We start from the raw sequence: 20,026 nt of genomic DNA on the forward strand, positions 1-20,026 counted from the left end.
AATAACATTGACATTAATAACAATAATTATATCGGATCGTCTGGATCGACCGTTACAGGATGGGGCAGCTCCCCGTCCTACGGTTGCAGACAAGAAAGAACCCGAACAGAATGTGACCGAGAAAGATGTTCAAACTGTTGAGAACATGACAAGAAATCTGCTGAATAACTTTAAAGAAGGTCAAACGAGAACACCGGGACAAATAACCGATATCACCGAACAGATCATGAGCAAAGACTTTTTCGAAAATACGTACACCGTTGAATTCCAGAAAGAGAGATGGCTCGGAATGTACGGTTTAGGATCATTTTACGATGAAGAAGTAAAAACAGGATCGACCCCTTTATCGACCGAAACCGCTTATGTAAAGGGAGAGATCAAACAATTTGAAATCGCTGATATCCAGAAAGATCAAAATAACAACACGATCACAACTTATATCCGATACGATGCTTTTTCACCAAACGAGAAAGAATGGATCGAATGGAGAGACATCCCGGGAGAAGGTTGGAAGATCAACGCCGTTTCGTTTAACGCAAATATCGAAGATATCGAAATCAATATATCACCTAAAAAGGAGTGGGAATAATGAAACTATATGAAACTGCATGGTTCATGGCGATGTGTGCCGCAGAAGAAAAGAAAGGGAAGAAACCGAAACACCGCTTAATCAAAACACTGATCTTCTTTTATCTGCTGTATCACGTATTGAACTACCTTACAACTGAACTTCTGTATTAAAAAGCAGCCGGTGAACTGACCGACTGCTCTTTTTTTATGTATTCGAATTAACCAAAATCTGCTAAAATTAAGGTACTTTACGAAAGGAGAATATATATTGAGAACAAGAGAATATTATAAATCTCAGACCAAGAAAGACCCCACGACTCAACGAAACCTCTGTTTCCAAAAGAAAGTCAAAGATGATCCGCAGATCGTACTTGATCTCTATGAAATTAAGAGATCATTGGATGATGATTTTCGTGAATGGGATTTGGAACGAGGAATCCATTGGCTACTCGGATTTGAAGCCTATGTAAAAGAGAAAAAGATCGGATTTAAATCAAAATACTTAGATTACACTTTCCGCCGGGGAACAATCCTTATGGTCGATTTTTTCGGACACTTCGGTAAAGAATTAACCTATGAACATCCTGCCGTCGTCCTTTATGACGATGGTCATTGTGTCCTGGTTGCCCCTATCTCTTCTCCTTGTTATCAAGATGGAATCGAAACACATGTCAATATTGAGAAAAGAAAAAAAGACCAGGCTAATATGCCGAATAATTGTGGGATTAAACTGGAACAAATTCGGTATGTTTCAAAATCGAGGATCATAGAACAATTCCAATATATAACCAATCGCGATATACTCGCCGAGATTGATATCAAACTTATGGCGTTATTGTCTCCCTTTACCGTCAATGAACTGCTGAACGATAAAGACCTGATGCTCACAACAATGATCGATCAAGAACAAACGATCAACACACAAAAACAAAAAATCGATCATCTGGAGAAACGAATCCAGCTGCTCGAACAAGAATTAGGTGGATCAATTCAACCGGATGAAGATGCGTCATAATCAATGCTATAAAATGTTTCAAAATCTAATATACAACTGTAAGCACTTTTTTGTTGATTTTCGCATATAATGTGTTATATTTATATCTAAATAGGATATATTTAGTAATATACAACATAACAACACCTGACAACACCTATTATTTCCGGGCCTTTGAGTCCATCGCGTTAAGCGCGTAAAGCAGAGTAACCATTTGATCAGAGCCGAAGAGCTCATAACGGAAAAGAAGAAGGATACCATCTTACTAGGCCTTGATGGTGTCCTTCTTCTATTTATTTATTTAACAGACGATCCACGACTTTCTGATCCACCGCGACCGTCCGTTTATCAAAATCGGATGAAACCTCTTTGTCCGCTTCCTGATCTGAAAAGATGCCCGCCTCGTCGATCCTGTTTGTATAACCATGACGATTACCTTTCCAATACGTTGTGATACCGTTTAAAATGCTTCGTTCTAAATCAATCAATATTTTCGGCATTTTACCCTTCCTTGTTCTGATCTATAAAATGTTGCTTCGTTTGTTCCCACTCTTCCGAATTGAGATAGACTAATAATGCATTATTTACAAAAGAACTAAAATCAAGTCCCATTGCATCCCCTGAAACTTCTTCAACTTCTTTGTTCACCCGCTCGATTAACGATTTGTGCATGATGAACCGAACCCATGAATGTTGGTACCTCGCTTCCTCTGTATATCCTTCTGATCCGTCTAATTCAAAGAAATAAACATTTTTACCTTTACCCATGATCTAGCCTCCATTCGTTTAATAAACACCCGGAAATGCTTTCACGACACGATCCCGAAACCGATTGAAAGACTCTTCAACCTCTTTCCGCTTTTCTGCGATAGCTGCAGGTGTGCCGTAAAAATTTCGATACTTCTTTTTCTCGATCTGATCTAATGATAATTCTAACAGAAGGTTAAGTATTTTGCGCTGTTCTTCAATTTGCTTTTCATCCTGAAACAATCCGATCTGGACGTTCACAATTTAATCTCCCCTTTACTTATTAGATTAAGATTTATTCGGAATGTTCACTACTACAAACGTTTATTCCAAGCTTCAATAGCTTCCTCTCGACTGTCGTAAAGGTAAACACCAACAGTCCCACCATCTTCTTCAAAATTCGCTATTGGGCAACCTTTATTACTTTCGTGGTCATGTTGTATTTTAAAGGAAAGCCCAGACCACGGGTCATTTTCATATTCCTCATTGCGATGATTCCCTTCATCATCGCTAACAGAAATTTCTGCCTTTCCTCCACAAAACGGACACGGTTTAAGAATTTTTATTTCTTCCATTTTCATCTCCCTTTCTTCTGGTGATTAAACTGACTGCTCTTTTTTTATATTATCTTCGTAATGCGACTTACACTTCTTCAAATCTTCCTAACATCGTTTGCAAGAAATCACCATTATCATCATTTAATTTTTTCATGCTTTCACCATTTCCCAAGTTCTCCATTTCAACGTCATAAATTCCCCCTTTTGTTAAGCAATCCTCATAATCAATGTTGTTTACACATCTCATTCTTTTGGTTTCAATACTCATTTTTATCCTCCTTTCTGTGTCGCAATTTGGGTCTACTATTCAACTTCTGAACAAGAAAAGAACAGCATTTAACTGCTCTTTTTGATTATCTTCGTAATTAATCAAAATCTTTTCCCTCTTTTGCAACTCCTAATTTGTATTTTAAAGCAAACAAAAACCCCTGATCTTTCCCGAATGAATACCAATCTTTAATAAAAAAGATAAATTTTTTCAAATTAACTACTCCTTCACATTTTACTTTTCTTCCTCTTCTAATTTTTCTCTTATCTGTGAAGCGTGATGACTTGCCCATGCCGCCGCCGTCCTAACGTTTTCAACCTCATTCCGTAAACTCGTAAGCGTGTTTTGTATCTGAGTTAACATCAGAATCATAACGAATGATATTAGACAGATGGGAATTAATATGACTGCAAGTTCCATCAATATCCTTCCTCCTTTTCTAAATCAAAATAAAACTTTCCGACTAAACCTTGACAATAACAGCAATTCAACTCAAAATGCTTGTTCTGTATTTTCATAGATTGAATTACTTTCGGAGGGGTTATTGTCATTTTAGCCCCACAATCACAAGTTATGTTTATAGATACTTGCATTTTAAGAACCCCTTTCTATTGAACTATTCCAAAGATTTTTTCGGATTTTAGCCTAAAATATCTTTGTTTATTTTCTACTTTTGTTTCACACCATCCACGATTCCAAGTAGCTTGGAGGGTAGCAATCAGACTTGGTTTAGGTTTCGCATAATAAACCTCACAACTATTTAATATTTCCTCAATTGTTACCCATTGACCACGTTTTCTATAAGCAAGGAAATCCTTTATGCTGTCGATCATAACTGAATAATCGGTTTTTCCTTCGCCGCCTTTAACTCCTCCAACCTGATCTTTATGATATTCCCTAATAAATTTTCTAATCGAATATTGATTCCTAATTGTTAAACGGTTGAATCTTGCCGGAATTTCAACATGCATGAAACCTTCACCATACATTTCTTTATACAATTCACCATGCATTTCTTTATACATTAATAATCCAATTTTGTTTTCTTCCAAAATCCTTTTTACGCATCTTGGGAGAGGCCCTTTTCTGTTAGGGATAGCAATATATACATAATGGCCATAACTTAACCGTTCAATAGCTTGGTCAATTAATTTGAAACTCAATGTTTTTTTAAGTTCAACTATGATGTTACAAGCACCATTTATTCCTAAAACATCACAATCCAAAACCTCTCCATAAACATCAGAACAACCATTTTCTAAAAGGAATTCTTTTACTGGAGCAAACAATTCAGACTCTTTCAAAACAACCCTCTCCTTTTCTAAAATCTAAACCGTGGCTTTCCCCCACACCCCCGATTCCCCGGCATCGGCCTCGCCTTCAAAACGTTTGGTTTTGAAGTACATAAAAGGGGTAAAAGCAAAGGGCATCCGTCAACTCCTTATCCTCCTTCGTCCGGTACCGTTGACAGACAACCCCTTTAATTCATTTATGAACTCTTCTTGAAACTCTTTTTGAACTGCATCGGCTTGTGATTCTTGTCCTCGCTCATTCGCTCTAAATACTTCTCTAAATACTTTTCACTGATAACCTCTGGAATGTAACCCACTCTCTCCAGAAGAAGATTCTCGACCGCCCACATCCTCCTGGTGATCAACTCGTATTCATTTGCCGCGATCTGCTCCCCTTCTCTGTACTCTGGAGAATCCGCCTTTTTGATCGTTCTCATAAGATCGAAATTCTCTCTCCGTTGCTGGCGTAATATCCTAAGAACCAAAAGGAGATCGAACGTGTGATACGTCATTAACTCACTTAACGGTAATCTGCAATCATCCTCGGAGATCATCTGCTTGATCTCGAATTTGTTGGATCGCGCTCCATCCTCGACCGGATTCACCTTCATTACACATAACTGACAGGTCCAGACGCCCAATGAATAGGCGTCCCTCTTTTTCCTGACTACTTCGCTTCCACAATACGGACAAGTTTTCATGCTTCCACCCCTTCATATTGGTACCGCTTGATAAGATCAAGAACCGCCAAGATTTGCTCTTTCCTGTTGACCTGAACCGCTAAATCCTTTTTACATTCATTGATCCGTTCTTCTTTATGAACATCTAATAGATGCAGCTGCACTCCTAAGAAATGAATTTCTAACTCGATTGACCGGATGTTCTTGTCCAACTTTCCCAATTCATCACTTAATTTCTGTTCTGGATAAGTCATATCGATCACCTACAGCACACCTTTCCGCGATAGTTTCGGCTTTCCCCCGCTACTTCAAACACACATCCATCCGGTCGTAATTCATACCAATTTTCACTCTCGACCGATTTATAATAAGCACCTGTTTCCTGATTTCCGAAATACTGAACCGGTTCATCGACAACCCATGAAACCGATTCAACTACTTTATTACTGCTCATGCTGAACCTTCCTTTATGTCTGATTTCATTCGGCATTGGATCGTCATTGATGGCTTCTGACCGACGATCGGTTCCATCTCTGGATGATTCTTTTTTAAATAAGCTGCCGCATACTGTTTGAACTGTTTTTCATTGGAGAGGAACGCCCGATACATGACGGGCATCCCAATGGAATATATAATATTATTCATTTCGTTGACCTTCTTGTTTAACAAAAACTCGATCCCGGATCACTTTGAAATCCATCGGGAAAAGGATCGATTCAGGATACGTTGCTCCAAACACTGGGTATCCTGCTTTTCCTAGAGATAGAATGACACGTTCGATGTCGCACCCATCGAATATGTACCAATCTGTCCATGTTTCTCCCCATTCCGAAGTATAAACCGTTCCTCGATTGATCTCCCCTTCTACTGGAGAAGGAAAAGGAAAAGAGAAATTTCTTTTGTACCAATCCTTCATCGCTTTTTTCTCATCGCGCGTTGCTTCCGATACTGACATTCCGCAACATCCTTTCGTTTATGAACTTCCTTACAAGTAAATTATACCATACTGTTCTCGAAAAGAGAACATATAAACAGAAAAAAACAGGGATTATTTTCCCTGTTCTAACTGGTTTTTGAACCACAATAACTCCTGAACCCTGCCCTCTAAGATCATCGCCTGATTGTCTGCTTCTTCGTAATCGTCCAATTCTATATCCGTTTGACGTAATACATCTTCTCGATCACTTAATTGATCCTGAACCTCCTGCAAACGATCCTCGACCGCTTTCTTTAATGATAGGCTCATACGTCATATTCCTTTCTGTTTTCAGCAATATAACCGATTTCATACCAAACTTGATCGGCGGCAGACTCGATCAAAATCTCATCCACCTGTTCCATTAATTCTTTTACAGAAAGATCGGTCATCCCCTTATCTCTCATGATCTTTCTGATCTCACCTTTATTAAATTTAAGATGAAACGAAATATAGCTATCATCTTCACACATGAAATTCTCTTTCCATTTTTCCAGATTCCCTTTTGAAATGAAATAAGCATCCTTGTATTCACGACCTGACACCCAATCTAATTCTTGAACCTTATAGAACCCATTGGGCTGTAAACCGAACAGGCGAACTACATGGCCTGTCGTCTTATGAATATACTCTTTATAATCTTGCATAACTTTTACCTCTTCCTTATTGTAAGATTGATAACTCATTCTCTTCGCTTCCTTCCTCTGGAGTAACCCAAATTTCAGTGAATCCTAATTCCCATTCGCCCGCCGCGCTGACCATTAACGCGTATAACATAACGTTCGCGATCGCCTCGGCTGCTTCTGGAGGAACCGCATTTCCGATCCGTTCTCTCCATCTTGCATCGTTCTTTCCTTCTAACTGGAACGGAACTCCATCCTCGAAATGAGACGGGAATCCTTGTAACATGGCTAATTCGAATGTGGTCAATGGACGATGCCAGGTGCCGTCCTCTGCAATAATGACGAACACTCCTTTATCTGTATCCTCTGGAATTCTTGGATCGGCAATTGCTGAACATCCCGCGTGTACATCGCCTGAACCTGTAACTGTCTTTGCCGCTTCGTTCCAATCCATAACACCGAACGTTCCCGATCGCATTGAACATCCGAATCTAGGATCAGGAATGGAGAGAGCACCATTGTTCGGACGATACGCTCCGGTGATCGTGCTTGCTGATTCTTCCCATCTCGTAACCTTGTAAAATGTACTTGATGCATTTTCTTTAAATCCGACTCTTGGATCACTGATCGCAGGTGCGCCGGAACCGAATCGATTACCCGTCACTGTGGGGCTTGATTCGTCCCATTTTTCGATTTTATACACGTTTGGATGTCTGCTATCTCGATCGTTCAATTTTGGATCAGTGACGCCTGTACGATCCCTCTTTTCGACCTTATCATATCCACTCCCATGATAATGATCGATCCTGTAATTCTCCCAATCTATATCTTTTAAATCTCTCCAATCGCCGCCCGCCGGGATCAATGCTAATCTCACCCATGTTTTCCATTGAAGATTCGGCATCTTATGAAGAGGTCCAGCAGCTGCATCATCCGGTAAAGGCAAGGGACCAAATACATCCCCGATCGTCTTTAACTTCTTTTCGACTGGCTTATATACGAACGCGCTCATCTTTTCCTCATTACGTGCGATTAAGAGATATCGTTTTCGATGCTGTGCTAACCCGCCGATCTCGCCGCAATCATGAGACTCATCGCTGACGACATAACCACGGGAAATTAATAACGCTTTAATCTCGTCTAATAACTTCTTTCCTCTCGATGTGATCCTCGGTACATTCTCTAATAAGAAAAGAGACGGAAGATCATGATCGAATGCATCCAAACACAACCGAATGCCGCGAACCGTTAATTTATTCAATGCCTGATACTTACTTGTTTTTGCTGATTTCTCAGGTAACAATCCTGAGAAGCCCTTGCAAGGTGGAGATGTAAACACGACATCAGGTGCTTGGCATCCTGCCGCCATCCAGATATCATCCCCCGTCACTTCTCTCCAATCTTCCGGAGGCTCTTGACCGTGAAAATCGATATATTGATCTCTGGAGAACAAATCCATGCAAACTCCCTTTGAACCTGTGATCCTTTCATAATCCTTAACTATCTCTGGATCGGCATCTATGCCGCATATATTTTCAAATTGACCGACCGCGCCTTTATACTCTGTTTTGGATCTTCCGAATCCTAATGATCCGCCGCCGATCCCGCAAAATAGATGCATCGCCTTATATTTTGTTGTCATTCCGATTCCGCCTTTTCATTTTTTTAAGAAACAATGTCCTGTATTCATTCATGTGGTGGTTAAACTCATCAAACGTCATGATTTTTCCGTAATCGATTCATCGGCAGAATTTCGCAAAAGAGATCACTTGAGGCCGTCTGCCGTACTTCTTCGCGATCGACTTGGATCGTTCATTAAACTCATTGATATAAGGCATGATCTTCTCGGCTGCTTCCTTCCTGCTGATTTTATTGATCTGATAAAGATGTCTCGCCGCTTCTGCCTGTTGCAAAAACTCTGAATTGAACATTATCGATATTCTCCTTTATATAATTATTGATATTGATATTGATATTTAGGGGAAAATAATCTCCCCCGTTTTTACGCTTTTTTGAAACCCTTGTAATAACTTAACGCCTTGCCGATCGCTTGAGCTGCTGTTGGAAATGGATCAGACTGTCCTCCATAACCTTGACCATCCACCAAATCAACCACATAACCACTTTGATCAAAATATAGATAAGTCAAAAACTCTCCTTTGTAATGTACTTCTTTGAACTTCTTGCCAGGTACGGGCTTTACAAAAACCGTCATCTCATCCCTCCGTTTTTATCGTTCTCCTTACGAGAACTTATATTATTAATATACAGGTGTTTATAAAGGAGGTAAAGTATATTTTGGTAAATATTTATATTTTTATAAATAAAAATATCGATATTAATATCGATAATCCAAAACTTTCTTATAAAAAAAAGAGGGCGTCTACGCCCCCATTAATACCCCTCTTGATATTAATTCCTTTTCTATTGCTTCCCTTTGCCCTGTTGTCAATCTCTTATTATGGAGCAAGTACCCTAAAAGTAATGTTGAATTCAATTGGATTAGTTCTTTAATTGTCATTATATTTACCTCCATTTAATTGTTCTCTTTACGAGAACTTATATTATTAATATACAGGTGTTTATAAAGGAGGTAAAGTACATTTCGGTAAATATTTATATTAATATTTATATTATTATCGATAATGATATCGATCTTTTTCTGGACATAAAAAAAGAGATTGAAATCAATCTCCATAAAAACGAAACGAAATATGATTGACATCTACGACCGACTCTTTCCCTGCCAACATATCATTTTTATAAAAATACTTGCTCTTAACATGAAAGATCGATTTTAACTGATTAACTTCGTTCATCCCCGGATCACGATATCCGTTTTCATATTCCCATATGCGCCGCTCATTGACTCCAATTTTGTCCGCTAACGCTTTTTGAGATAAACCATACCAGAAACGCAAATTCTTTAAATTGACCCCAATAAACTTGTTAGCCATGATATACCCTCCTTTAATAAAAAGAGAGAAGATCATCCTCTCTCTTTCTTTTCCTTATGGTATTCTGCAACTCCCTTTAATTGCTATTTATCAACCTTGCTTTCCATTAGATTTTGTAACCATGATTTGAAATCACCGTCAACCACTCCAGAACCTTCACATGAGGGACAAGGTTCTATTTCGAACAGACCCCCATCGTCTCCGCTTCCGTTACAATCTGGACACTCTTTCACATTTCATCTCCTTTTAAATATTCTCTTTATGAGAATTTATATTTTCATAATACGGGCTTTTAATCGGTCGGTAAAGAACTTTTTTATTTTCTTTTCGATGTATAAATCTTATTCATTTTGAGAACACTATTATTATAATTCTATTTCTATAAATCTATTTCAATGAGTCTAGTTCAATGAATATAGTTAGTGCCGTTCTGGGCGACCATCCTAGCCGTTGAGAACGACTACCCCCGCCGTTCTAACAGACTACCCTAGCCGTTGAGAACGACTACCCCCTAGCCGTTGTGATCGGGTACCCTATAAAAAGAAAAAGATGAAGATTCATATGAACCTTCACCTAAATAACAATATTGATATTAATGTTGATATTGATGTTGTTTTAAAAGATTAACCGATTTTTTGCTTTGAAAAATTCTTATTGATGAATTCAATTTCATCTGTTAAAAAGTTGAACACTCCTTGTGGGTAATGTTGCAAACAATGACTGCCGTTTTCTAATTGGATAGATACCGTTTTGGACTCTGGATCAATTTGAATTTTTCCCTCAATCACCATTTGTGGTTTCCTCCTCCGGTTTTGAAAGATTTTTTAATTTCGTGGCACAAGTGGAACAAAGTTTCAAAGAATATTGATCCGAGATGTAGCATTGATGAGTGGCTTTTACCTTTTTGCCAATCTCTTTACAAAAGATACAATCATGATGTTTTGAGATGTCCAGACATCCATCATTGCATTGTGAATAATACGTTCGATTTTCAAAATCATCATGAATATCAACATATCGAACAGGTTTTACTTGTCCGCACTTATCACATTGGCGACAAGGAATTTTTATTGTCATTCTTCATTCTTCTGTCTTTTTATACATTTAGAACATAGACATGCATTATATAAACTGTCTTGTGCACACTCCAAATCTTCTTCCATTTCGTTGATCCATTCAAAATAATCTTGATCCAATCCGTTCCACCATTTAGGTACTTGGTTCCACCATTCTACTGTACTGCCCTTTCTTTCCTCCATTCTCTACCTCCTTTTTCAATTTGCTTAATTCGACCGTGAGAATGATTTATCTGGAGAAACTTATCCCCTTAATTGTTCTCTTTTTGAGAACTCTATATTTATTATTATAGTTACATTAACGGAATCGGTAAAGTGTTTTTTTACAAAAGAATTTAAATATTTGTATTCCTTTCGAGAACAACCTATGGTATTATGTATTTATTCCGGTTCTGCTTTCTGTGGTGGAAAGCGTAATTCAGAACAAACGTCCAACAACGTTAAATTCGACAAGAAAAAAGAGAGAACATCGTTTATTGGAGTAGGCGATGTGGCTCTCTTTTTTCATGCTTTTAATCAAATCCTTTTTTATAAATCATAACAGAATCCCTTAATCCAAAAAGTAACAATCTGTGTACCGGGCATTTATCTGTTGATTTATCCACTCCAATCACCCTATACATTATCTTATTATTCTTTTTAATTTCCTCAGCAAAAACAGGAACTTTATGATAATCATTCTTTAATTTAACAAATATTTCAGCCTCATATTTACTAATCGCTCCCCATGCCAATTTACATGTACATGGCATCCCCGAACCTCCTTCTATACTATACATACTGTTTCAACTCTTCTTCTAATACTTGCTCCGCGATCGATAAAGAGACAGCAGCTGCATGGATGCATTCTTCAAATAAGTTATTGGAATCTGAATCCTTTGCCCATTCCTCATCCTTTTGCATGGCCTCGGCTACTTCTCCGACCTCTTCAACTAAAATCTTCAACCAACGTCCATAAGACATCCTTTGTTTTCCTCTTTTGGCGATCTGCCGCTCACGTTCCTTTTTGACTGCGAAAAGTACAATAGCCCTTAATTCCTGATCCGTCACGAATTGCCTCCTGATTAAAGCCTTTTTCTCACCTTATCATAAAGACTGATCCTCCTGATTATCTTTAATATTTTTTAACTCTGCATAGATCGTTGATCTCGGAACACCTGTCATTTTACTTATATCGTTCACACTCATTTTATTGATCTCTCGTTCTGCATACATCTTTAACGCCCGTTTAATCGCCTTAGCGTCCTGGCTTGGACGTCCTAAATGCTTTCCTTCTCTCTTCGCCCGTTCTCTACCCTCTGATGTTCGCTCGATGATTAAACCCCGTTCAAACTCACTAATTGCCCCTAACATCGTAAACATGAATTTTCCTGCCGGGGTACTGAAATCGATCTGCTCTTTTATGAAAACAAGACTGACACCTTTCTCTTCCAACTCATTCGCGATATTATGAAGATCACGAACGGATCGGGCTAACCTGTCAATTTTGGTGACGACGATCTTATCACCTTCCCGAGCAAATTCTAAAGCTTGATTTAATTCTGGACGATTCTTTGATTTTGCGCCGCTCATTTTTTCTTTAAATATTTTCCCGCATCCATATTTTTCTAACTGCTCGATTTGGCTTTCCAATGTCTGCCCGACGGTCGAAACCCTCGCATAACCGATTAACATTTTACAATTACCCCCAGTTTGTTTAAAAGATTATTTCTTTTAGACGAATAATTTTAGACTAACTTTTAGACAGATAACATATAAAAAAATAGATCAAAATTGATCCGCGTTCTCTCTGTCCAGAACTTGAAACTTTTAGACGTCCACTTCATAATCTAATATACAACACTTTGTACTTTTTATGAAGGGTTGTACGAAATTTTAAAAAATTTTTTCAAAAGAAGGGAGAATATAAAATTCTGAATATTCCTTGACTAAATCAACTCAAAGATTATATACTTTTGGGCGGTAAAGATGAACCAAAAATTGACATGTAAATTATTGTTTTCAATCCCGAAAAATTCTGTTATAATCCCGGCGCTAGGTAATGAACGAACGACGAACTGAAAATAAATGCGCGATAAGATTTCAGACTTCGTATGATTCATTGAAAGGGGGAATGCGATGCAAAAAAAACAAAGAAATAAAATAGATATTTAATCACTTTGTTTCATACTGGATGAAGGGGAATTACAGGGGTTATTTCAGCAACGAAGAGACGGGGTGCTCACATAGGCATGGTAAATGTCTCCAACAGAGAATATAATATAAACAGGTGCTGAAATACCTCCCGAGAAGGGAGACCATCGAATGATAAAAAAACCGCAACAACAAAAAGACCGCGTCTCTAAAAAAGAGACAAAAAAGAAACAACCCGCCAGCAATGGCGAACGCTTTAAAAATGTATGCCTCGGTATCGCCGCTTTGGGTACCATGCTTCTTGGCTACATCCAATTTTTCATGTAAGACAATAGAACACCTTAGAATTACTTAATTGAAGATTGTCTGGAACATGCTCGTGACTCATGGCAGCTGCACTCAGGGACTGACCACCCCTGAGAGGCCATTCAGCACTCGAATCCCGGGAGAGACGATCGAGGATGGGAAAGACTTTCTTTCCATAAAAAAAGAACATCCAGGGAACCACCCCTGAATGCTCTTCGAACGTTAATGATCTTGATGCTTAACGATGTCGTTAAACCATCGAATGACGAGGGAACCACCCTCGCGAGGGAACCACCCCTCGTTGCTAGTTTAATCGACTTGCACCATAAGTATACCATTTTTTAGTGCTCTGTAAACAAAGTTAACGCATTTTCATCATCTTTTCTGAAACAAAAATCCGTTATTTTAATGAGACACGAAAAAAGGAACCCTTTCTATGAGTTCCTTTTTTACTTGCTCATCTATTTTATAGGGGAGTTATAATTCATTTCTTTTCCCCGTTTTTTGATCTGATAAACCTGTTTTTTAAAAAATGATGTTGCTGACGGCCTCTCTGTTGCAATTATCTTTTGATTCCTTTGTAACTATATGATTAATTGCAAATAAAAAAGAAGGGTCTGCCAACCCTTCTCTTTCGTCCGTCCGAGTTATCGCTCAGAACAGATGCAAACACAATTATTGCTGTTTGTTCGCTCCTTACTGTTACGCTGAGGATCGTTCAAATGAGCAATAATAGAACCAAAAAGTAATAAGAAGGGTTTGTGAGCCCCTTCTTTCTTGGCGTTTAGGATATTGCGAGTATCCTAAACATGTAGAAAGGGTTTGCAGCCCCTTCCTAAAAAGCAATACTTTTGTTTAAGGGAAAATATAATCTGAATCTGGGTTCATACACCATAATTTAATACTACCATTAACTGTATACTACTTCAACTACAAAACATTATTAAGATCAAAATAAAGGGGCGTCAATCGCCCCTGAACTTACTTAACCCTTACTAATTTCAATCAAGAAGCCTGATCTTCTTCTTCCTTATCCTTTAATGTTCGTTTGAAATCACCCGCTATAAAATAATTACCGAATTCGTCTTGATGTGGTAATCCTCTGCTATCTGCTAATCGAACAGGCATTTCATGAGAACAATCCGGTTTATGACAATTGATCTTTCTTGCCCCGTCTGGAACGAAATGTTTCCCCTTATTGCCGCATTCTGGGCAAATATAAAACGTTTGGTAATGCTTCGTTCCTAAGATCGTACGGACACCCATTTCCTTCGAATAGCCAGATGTGTTATATTCTGATTGTGGCTTATGTAATCCTTTAATGTCGTTTTTAAATAACTGATACCCTGACTTGTACTGCTTTTCCTGATCCTTCTTGATCTCTTCATCGAAAAAATCGGAAACATCTATATTAAAAGATTTCAATAATCCCTTAACCATAACCTCTTCTTTTTTCTTTTCGTACCCATCCCATTTAAGCTCCATTGTCTTTTCATTATCTGAAACCTTTAATTCTAACATGATCTCACTCCCTATATATGTTATATTATACAATTCGTATGTTGTTCTCTTTACGTGTGCTAAAAAAAGAAAAAGAACCCCATAATTACCATATGAGGTTCTCATTTCTATAGGATTATTAAGGACTTTAGAGGATTGTAAATTTTGTGTAAATTCTCGATTCGACCCTTTTTTATACAAGATTATTCCGTTTCAAGATCGCTTTTTGCTTCTCACCCTTCTTCGTGATGTAATTGTTTTTCCATGTTGCATAGATCACAAAACCAAAAGGAATAAGATTCTCCAAAGCAACTAATTGTTCATCGGTAAAGAAATTATATCCCAATGTGCCGATAAAAACTTTAATAGCTGCTAACATCGCGATTATAAACCTAATCTTGTCCTCGGTTGTATCAACAGACGGGATCATCTACTCGTCCTCCTTTGTAATAATCGCCGTGATTCCTTTCTTTTTCAGATCGGAGACCATTCGTTCCGCGTTTTCACGTAAAGAAAAAGCACCGACCTGAACCTTGTAAATTGCAGAAGGTTCTTGATCCGGTGCTTTTGGTGGTGTTGTTTCTGCTTTTTTCTTGATGCCGTATACATCGGCGATACCCTGTTCGATCGATGTCGCGATCAATTGCTGATACTCTTTTGTTTTTAACAGCTCGCATTCCTCGCGATTTGTCATGAATCCTGATTCAACGAGGATCGCTGGCATTTGAGTTTCACGGACGATATGAAGATTCCCACGTTTAACCCCTCTGTTCTTTCGACCTGTATTACGGATCAATCGATTCTGAACATGAGAGGCAAGGTTTAAAGATTCGTTTGAAGGTTCTGTATAAACCCATGTCTCGATTCCCGCATGATCTGTCCATTCGTTAGTCATCGCGTTTGCATGAATGGAGATGAATATTTGTTTTTCATCTCCTGATTGAATCTTCGCCCGATCATTTACAAACATTGCATTCGCCTTATCTGTTCGGGCTTTGAGAGGGGTATCTTCTGCATGGTTATAGGTCTGAACGACTGTTACATCCTCATATTCCGTTAATGCTCCCATAAGCATGACTGCCGTTGCATGATTGAAAAAATGTTCTCTCAAACTTCCGTCCGGGGATCTTTTTCCGGGTGTATCCGGGCCATGTCCGGCGTCTACATAAACGACCAAATTCATCAATCTGACTCCTTCCTCATTCGAAGTTTTTTAGTGTCATACTGGATTTCTTTTAATGCATCCTGAATGACGATCTGAGTCTCGGAGATTTTGTCTAAAGTTTTTGATTGCTCTTGGATGATACCGAGTAAAAGCGTTCTCTCTCTTATTGCATCCGCTCTGATTTCTGAATGAATTTCATCTAGTTTTGCTTGCCGCATCATGTGAGCTGCCTTGTCGGATTCCCTCACTTCCTTTTGTGTTTCGGCATCGAGAATTTTGGATTTCCACGACATCCACATCATCGCCCCGAGAAACGCGACAAAAAGCATTAACCAGGGTGCTTGACTGTCGGCGAAGGATTCCAACCCCGACACAATCCCATCCATAGGCATCACCACCTTTCAGGCATAAAAAAAAGCCCTGTACAAGGCTTTTACATTTTCTTACCTAGAATGATGTAAGTCCCACTTATACGAGCAAGAATAACAACGTCATTCGCCGCCGGTGTATAACTGGAGAGATACGGATACTGTTTTCCACTCACGAGAGTTTCACCGTCAAAACGAACCTTCGGTCGCCCTGAGACATAACTCGGATCGATCGTTCCTTGAACAAAACTCTCCACTAAATCCCGCCGATCACGAATGACCTGAGTTGAGACTTTCCGAATCAATGAGATAAGGTGATCACTGGATAACACTTAGATCATGACCACCTTTCGCACCTCATGGCGCATTTCTCCCCCAACATCAAAAGGAATGCTCCATGATGTCTCTGAATACTTGCCATCGATGGCAAGATTTGAATTTCGAATATATAAAGTGTCTGCATACCGATGGAACGGCATAATCGCAGTCGTGAATTGAAGTTTTCCATACACTTGAGACGCTTCGAACGCGATCCTCTCCGTGTATGCATCGAGTGATTCCTGATCCGCTATGTTTTCGACCTCCCGATAATCGACGATATTCCTTCCACGACTCGGAATAGATGTGATACTATCAGGATTTTCATTTCGATAAGACGATCTCAAATAGGTTGTATTCGTTCCTTCGCTGTCGATGTTGGAATAGACCACTGTCCAGACGTTAGGAACACTATAGAGATCAAGTTCTTCCTCCATTCCATTGAAGACGACCGACATTTCAAGATCATCAATATACTCATAAGATGGGGTCTTGTCCTGCGGTGAAACATACTTCGATGATGTATAATAACCATACTCATCGACCCAAAACGGAGTAAAATTGATCTGACTTGCAAGATCATTCAGAACTGATCGTTTACTTGTTCCTGGTTCATACTCCATATCGTTTGGAAGAACCTTGTCCGAGAATTCAACATTATATTTCTTGATCCCCGCACTCGATAAGATATCGACCATGACGGAATAATATCCGCTTCCCGCTTTGATCGTGTACCGATCCGAGAACTTATCTTCCTCCAGAACGACCAACCCATCGTAAGCATCGACTTCTCGATAAACTTCTTGATTGACTTCTTTTCTTACTGGAGTGCTGAGAAGAAAAATCCCTAAAGGAAACTCGATCCATCGCCCCTCTTCGAATTCATAATGAGATTCACTGTCCGGTCGATCTTCCATCACCGATGCCGTGTTTAATTCCGCGTTATTCACCGTGACACGCATAAAAACTGCATTGGATGGAGTTGTCCATGTTGGCTGTTGAGTACCCGAAATGTACTTTTTGTCACTGTCATAAAAGGCGACTCCCGCAGAAGCAGAAAGCCTTAATCCTGTACTGACATAAGGGGTTGAAGGATTGACGGAAATCCAATCGCTTGCTGTATTTCCTGCCGAAGATGCCCCGATCGCTCCTGTTGTATAATTGACAAAACTCGCCGTCGTTACCGTGTCTTTATTGAAGAGATTCACCCTCGGATTCTCGACCGTCACTGTCTTTCGCTTGTTTGGCATTTTGAAACAGATTACAGGTTGAATCCGATCACTTAACCAATCGACCTTTTGTCTCGTGACTTCCTGTGATTTGTACGATAAATCCATTAATCGGGCCATAAAAAAACACCTCCTTTAGGGGTGTGCGTTACACATCGACTCGCCAATTCATGACCACATTCCCGGTTCCCGTTGCAGGTGCTGTCTTGAAATTAACTGTCAAATTGGTTGCGTCTGCTGTCACATAACTAATTTCAGAGGTCCCCGCAGCTGCGCTCGCTTCCTGTACGATCCATGAAGAAGGCGTAACTCCCAAACCATGCGCGATCGTGAATGCCGTCTTTGTTCCGTCTCCGTTTTGTGTGGATTGACCGACTTTCGATCTCAAAACCGTTTCGTTCAAAATGGCCACATCACCGGTTGCTCCATAGAGCGTGTAGGGTGAATCAATGATCGTACGCTTACCAGAACCGCTCCCTAAATTGAAGTTAATACCTTGCTGGAGGGCTGAAAAATCTGATCCGATCATAATCACGCGTGCTCCTGTGGTTTGGAACAAGAAACGTCCTGCGGTTTCCGCAGTTGACAACACGTCGGAATTAATGATCGTCATTTTTCCGAAATTGGTTAAATTCATCCCCAGATACTTGTTTCCAAAATGGCAGTTCTCGATCAAAATATTGTCCAATTTACCTGTAGCGCTAGTGAACGGTGATGCAGGAGCAATTTGATACAAATGGTTGTAACTCTGATCATTATACACATTTCGTAAAGTCAAATTGTTGATATTATCCTTTGCCCAGAAATGAACGTTTTTACAATTTTCAATGGTCAGATCGTTGATCGTAACCGTTGGTGCGCTGGCATTGTTCGCCCCTTGAGGAGAACTCATGGCTGCATACAAGATAAACGTTCCGGAAGTTACTACATTACGCAAGGTGATGTTTGAAATCCTGTCTTGACCTGTCCAGGTTCCCCCTGATTGCATGGCACCTACACAACGCAACGAACCCACATTCGGAAAGATCACATTATCGAAAATATAACTGTTCTTCATCGGATCATCCCCCGGTTTATAGGAAGAATCCGTTCGTCCCTTGTGGTGAACCGTACAATTTGTCATTGTACAATTTCCGATGATCGTAAACGAATCAAAATCGCAATTCTCAAAATCGATCTTGATTGCGTTATCATGCAAATCAAAAGCATATTGAACCGAAAATCCTGCCGTTGTCTGCAATTCATGTTCATTAAAGAAGGAACAATTTTTGAAAGAAATACGATCTAGAGGTTCATTGCCGCCGCCTGTATGCCCATGTCGTCCAGATCGGGTATGACAATCCTCATAATGAATATCCCTTGATGATACCGTTGAAAATCCGTATGACCCGCCGGAATTGACGTTTGTCGTACCGCTGACCGTCCAATAATACGCGCGTCCTGTACGGCATGACCTGAACGTTCCCCCTGTGCAAAATACCGGGGTGATGTTCGTATCAAAACCATCGACAAATAAACCCTCGACTTCAAACCCCGCGCATCTTTCCAACTTTACCCCCATGCTTCCTGCTGATACCGATGTTTGGGTGGTGCTTGTCGCTGTATTAATAACATCCATTCGACCTTCGATCTTAACTTGTCCGGGCTTATAGATTTGCACTACATCGATCGCCGCCATACTGAAAGGCAATGCATCCGAGAAATAAATACGGTCTGATTGAACATGAGTGACCACAACAGAACCGCCTTTATAATAATAACTACGGGATGGATGATATTGTTCAGTAGTGGCACAAAACCTCACTAGATCGCCTTTCTCTATTCCTGCCGTTGAAGAAAGAACTAAAAAATCATCGCCCGCATTGTAAGTCGTCGCTGTTGGCGTCAGATTCTTATTCGTTCCGATGAAGGTTAACGCAGTGTTTTTATGCGTAACATTAAACACCGCGTTATACGAAAGAATCTCGATCCTGCCGGTTACTGTCACCGGAGAACTAAGGGTATATGTCCCCCCCACAACCAATCTTTTGTTTTGAGCAACTGCATCATTTAACGCCGTTTGAAATGCCGCTGTATCATCTCCGCCGGACGGAAGAAAAATAATGTCTCCACTTGCTCCGCCTCCAGCTGCTCCATCAAATAATTCCTTTAACAGATCGTCGATGACCCCCATCGTCCTTGTTGTTTCTGGAAGGAATGTTGATCCAAAAGAATCCGTAACATCTGAAGGTTGATACAATCCATAATTCGGTGTGTAATTAGGCATT

33 protein-coding genes are annotated in these 20,026 nt (G+C 39.6%); 4 read left to right on the forward strand and 29 right to left on the reverse strand.

Annotation, left to right across the window (positions count from 1 at the left end; all coding sequences use genetic code 11):
- The 3 genes from ABHN01_RS00370 to ABHN01_RS00380 form a co-directional block, all read left to right on the forward strand.
- On the forward strand, positions 1-589 hold a 589-nt coding region (locus ABHN01_RS00370), incomplete at its 5' end, for a hypothetical protein (protein ID WP_429873891.1).
- Positions 589-741 carry a hypothetical protein gene (locus tag ABHN01_RS00375; RefSeq protein WP_429873892.1) on the forward strand — a complete coding sequence of 51 codons (153 nt, stop codon included), beginning with the start codon at positions 589-591 and terminating at the stop codon, positions 739-741. The genes ABHN01_RS00370 and ABHN01_RS00375, both read left to right, overlap by 1 nt.
- A gap of 97 nt (positions 742-838) precedes the next feature.
- On the forward strand, positions 839-1,585 hold the full coding sequence (locus ABHN01_RS00380) for a type II toxin-antitoxin system PemK/MazF family toxin (protein WP_429873893.1): 747 nt from the start codon (positions 839-841) through the stop codon (positions 1,583-1,585).
- A 272-nt stretch (positions 1,586-1,857) separates the two neighbouring features.
- On the opposite strand, the gene ABHN01_RS00385 is transcribed toward ABHN01_RS00380, so the two are convergent.
- The 23 genes from ABHN01_RS00385 to ABHN01_RS00495 all read right to left on the reverse strand — a co-directional run bounded on the left by ABHN01_RS00385 (position 1,858) and on the right by ABHN01_RS00495 (position 12,414).
- Positions 1,858-2,064 carry a hypothetical protein gene (locus tag ABHN01_RS00385; RefSeq protein WP_429873894.1) on the reverse strand — a complete coding sequence of 69 codons (207 nt, stop codon included), beginning with the start codon at positions 2,062-2,064 and terminating at the stop codon, positions 1,858-1,860.
- Position 2,065: 1 nt separating this feature from the next.
- Positions 2,066-2,332, reverse strand: a complete 267-nt coding sequence (locus ABHN01_RS00390; RefSeq protein WP_429873895.1) for a hypothetical protein — start codon at positions 2,330-2,332, stop codon at positions 2,066-2,068.
- Positions 2,333-2,350: 18 nt separating this feature from the next.
- Positions 2,351-2,572 carry a hypothetical protein gene (locus ABHN01_RS00395; RefSeq protein ID WP_429873896.1) on the reverse strand — a complete coding sequence of 74 codons (222 nt, stop codon included), beginning with the start codon at positions 2,570-2,572 and terminating at the stop codon, positions 2,351-2,353.
- Positions 2,573-2,625: 53 nt separating this feature from the next.
- Positions 2,626-2,892, reverse strand: coding sequence for a hypothetical protein (locus tag ABHN01_RS00400; protein ID WP_429873897.1), 267 nt, complete (start codon positions 2,890-2,892; stop codon positions 2,626-2,628).
- 61 nt (positions 2,893-2,953) lie between these two features.
- Positions 2,954-3,136 carry a hypothetical protein gene (locus ABHN01_RS00405; protein WP_429873898.1) on the reverse strand — a complete coding sequence of 61 codons (183 nt, stop codon included), beginning with the start codon at positions 3,134-3,136 and terminating at the stop codon, positions 2,954-2,956.
- Between the two features lie 97 nt (positions 3,137-3,233).
- Positions 3,234-3,428 carry a hypothetical protein gene (locus ABHN01_RS00410; RefSeq protein ID WP_429873899.1) on the reverse strand — a complete coding sequence of 65 codons (195 nt, stop codon included), beginning with the start codon at positions 3,426-3,428 and terminating at the stop codon, positions 3,234-3,236.
- A 316-nt stretch (positions 3,429-3,744) separates the two neighbouring features.
- Positions 3,745-4,440, reverse strand: coding sequence for a hypothetical protein (locus ABHN01_RS00415; RefSeq protein ID WP_429873900.1), 696 nt, complete (start codon positions 4,438-4,440; stop codon positions 3,745-3,747).
- A 185-nt stretch (positions 4,441-4,625) separates the two neighbouring features.
- On the reverse strand, positions 4,626-5,129 hold the full coding sequence (locus ABHN01_RS00420) for a hypothetical protein (protein WP_429873901.1): 504 nt from the start codon (positions 5,127-5,129) through the stop codon (positions 4,626-4,628).
- Positions 5,126-5,371: a hypothetical protein gene (locus ABHN01_RS00425; RefSeq protein ID WP_429873902.1), complete on the reverse strand. Its 246-nt coding sequence runs from the start codon at positions 5,369-5,371 to the stop codon at positions 5,126-5,128. Before ABHN01_RS00425 ends, ABHN01_RS00420 begins: the two co-directional genes overlap by 4 nt.
- Positions 5,368-5,562 (reverse strand): hypothetical protein, encoded by a 195-nt coding sequence (locus ABHN01_RS00430; RefSeq protein ID WP_429873903.1) that lies wholly within the window; start codon positions 5,560-5,562, stop codon positions 5,368-5,370. The genes ABHN01_RS00425 and ABHN01_RS00430 overlap by 4 nt, the downstream gene beginning before the upstream one ends.
- Positions 5,559-5,753, reverse strand: a complete 195-nt coding sequence (locus tag ABHN01_RS00435; RefSeq protein ID WP_429873904.1) for a hypothetical protein — start codon at positions 5,751-5,753, stop codon at positions 5,559-5,561. Before ABHN01_RS00435 ends, ABHN01_RS00430 begins: the two co-directional genes overlap by 4 nt.
- On the reverse strand, positions 5,746-6,063 hold the full coding sequence (locus ABHN01_RS00440; RefSeq protein ID WP_429873905.1) for a hypothetical protein: 318 nt from the start codon (positions 6,061-6,063) through the stop codon (positions 5,746-5,748). The genes ABHN01_RS00435 and ABHN01_RS00440 overlap by 8 nt, the downstream gene beginning before the upstream one ends.
- Positions 6,064-6,156: 93 nt before the next feature.
- Positions 6,157-6,354 (reverse strand): hypothetical protein, encoded by a 198-nt coding sequence (locus tag ABHN01_RS00445; protein ID WP_429873906.1) that lies wholly within the window; start codon positions 6,352-6,354, stop codon positions 6,157-6,159.
- Positions 6,351-6,770, reverse strand: a complete 420-nt coding sequence (locus tag ABHN01_RS00450) for a hypothetical protein (protein ID WP_429873907.1) — start codon at positions 6,768-6,770, stop codon at positions 6,351-6,353. Before ABHN01_RS00450 ends, ABHN01_RS00445 begins: the two co-directional genes overlap by 4 nt.
- Entirely contained in the window at positions 6,748-8,349 is a 1,602-nt protein-coding gene (locus ABHN01_RS00455; protein WP_429873908.1) for a DNA cytosine methyltransferase, read from the reverse strand. The genes ABHN01_RS00450 and ABHN01_RS00455 overlap by 23 nt, the downstream gene beginning before the upstream one ends.
- A 97-nt stretch (positions 8,350-8,446) precedes the next feature.
- The gene (locus ABHN01_RS00460; RefSeq protein ID WP_429873909.1) at positions 8,447-8,638 is read right to left on the reverse strand and encodes a hypothetical protein; all 192 of its coding nucleotides are present in this window, start codon (positions 8,636-8,638) and stop codon (positions 8,447-8,449) included.
- Positions 8,639-8,709: 71 nt separating this feature from the next.
- The gene (locus ABHN01_RS00465) at positions 8,710-8,922 is read right to left on the reverse strand and encodes a hypothetical protein (protein ID WP_429873910.1); all 213 of its coding nucleotides are present in this window, start codon (positions 8,920-8,922) and stop codon (positions 8,710-8,712) included.
- A 472-nt stretch (positions 8,923-9,394) separates the two neighbouring features.
- A complete protein-coding gene (locus ABHN01_RS00470) occupies positions 9,395-9,664 on the reverse strand; it encodes a helix-turn-helix transcriptional regulator (protein ID WP_429873911.1) in 270 nt (89 codons plus the stop codon).
- Between the two features lie 623 nt (positions 9,665-10,287).
- Positions 10,288-10,455, reverse strand: a complete 168-nt coding sequence (locus tag ABHN01_RS00475; protein WP_429873912.1) for a hypothetical protein — start codon at positions 10,453-10,455, stop codon at positions 10,288-10,290.
- A 282-nt stretch (positions 10,456-10,737) separates the two neighbouring features.
- Positions 10,738-10,923, reverse strand: a complete 186-nt coding sequence (locus ABHN01_RS00480) for a hypothetical protein (protein WP_429873913.1) — start codon at positions 10,921-10,923, stop codon at positions 10,738-10,740.
- 329 nt (positions 10,924-11,252) lie between these two features.
- Entirely contained in the window at positions 11,253-11,492 is a 240-nt protein-coding gene (locus tag ABHN01_RS00485; protein ID WP_429873914.1) for a hypothetical protein, read from the reverse strand.
- Positions 11,493-11,511: 19 nt separating this feature from the next.
- Positions 11,512-11,790 carry a hypothetical protein gene (locus ABHN01_RS00490; RefSeq protein WP_429873915.1) on the reverse strand — a complete coding sequence of 93 codons (279 nt, stop codon included), beginning with the start codon at positions 11,788-11,790 and terminating at the stop codon, positions 11,512-11,514.
- Between the two features lie 36 nt (positions 11,791-11,826).
- A complete protein-coding gene (locus ABHN01_RS00495) occupies positions 11,827-12,414 on the reverse strand; it encodes a recombinase family protein (RefSeq protein ID WP_429873916.1) in 588 nt (195 codons plus the stop codon).
- A gap of 630 nt (positions 12,415-13,044) precedes the next feature.
- Here ABHN01_RS00495 and ABHN01_RS00500 point away from each other — a divergent pair.
- The gene (locus ABHN01_RS00500) at positions 13,045-13,200 is read left to right on the forward strand and encodes a hypothetical protein (protein ID WP_429873917.1); all 156 of its coding nucleotides are present in this window, start codon (positions 13,045-13,047) and stop codon (positions 13,198-13,200) included.
- Between the two features lie 984 nt (positions 13,201-14,184).
- On the opposite strand, the gene ABHN01_RS00505 is transcribed toward ABHN01_RS00500, so the two are convergent.
- The 6 genes from ABHN01_RS00505 to ABHN01_RS00530 all read right to left on the reverse strand — a co-directional run bounded on the left by ABHN01_RS00505 (position 14,185) and on the right by ABHN01_RS00530 (position 20,025).
- Positions 14,185-14,700, reverse strand: a complete 516-nt coding sequence (locus ABHN01_RS00505; RefSeq protein WP_429873918.1) for a hypothetical protein — start codon at positions 14,698-14,700, stop codon at positions 14,185-14,187.
- A gap of 172 nt (positions 14,701-14,872) precedes the next feature.
- Entirely contained in the window at positions 14,873-15,109 is a 237-nt protein-coding gene (locus ABHN01_RS00510; protein ID WP_429873919.1) for a phage holin, read from the reverse strand.
- Complete coding sequence (locus ABHN01_RS00515; protein ID WP_429873920.1) at positions 15,110-15,862, reverse strand: N-acetylmuramoyl-L-alanine amidase; 753 nt, start codon at positions 15,860-15,862, stop codon at positions 15,110-15,112. It abuts the gene before it with no gap.
- Positions 15,862-16,230 (reverse strand): hypothetical protein, encoded by a 369-nt coding sequence (locus ABHN01_RS00520; protein ID WP_429873921.1) that lies wholly within the window; start codon positions 16,228-16,230, stop codon positions 15,862-15,864. Before ABHN01_RS00520 ends, ABHN01_RS00515 begins: the two co-directional genes overlap by 1 nt.
- 314 nt (positions 16,231-16,544) lie before the next feature.
- The gene (locus tag ABHN01_RS00525; protein WP_429873922.1) at positions 16,545-17,879 is read right to left on the reverse strand and encodes a hypothetical protein; all 1,335 of its coding nucleotides are present in this window, start codon (positions 17,877-17,879) and stop codon (positions 16,545-16,547) included.
- 28 nt (positions 17,880-17,907) lie between these two features.
- A complete protein-coding gene (locus ABHN01_RS00530; RefSeq protein WP_429873923.1) occupies positions 17,908-20,025 on the reverse strand; it encodes a hypothetical protein in 2,118 nt (705 codons plus the stop codon).
- Position 20,026 lies beyond the last annotated feature (1 nt).

It is taken from the genome of Fictibacillus sp. NRS-1165 (genome assembly GCF_050468105.1).
GTDB classification, from domain to species: Bacteria; Bacillota; Bacilli; order Bacillales; family Fictibacillaceae; genus Fictibacillus_C; species Fictibacillus_C terrinigri.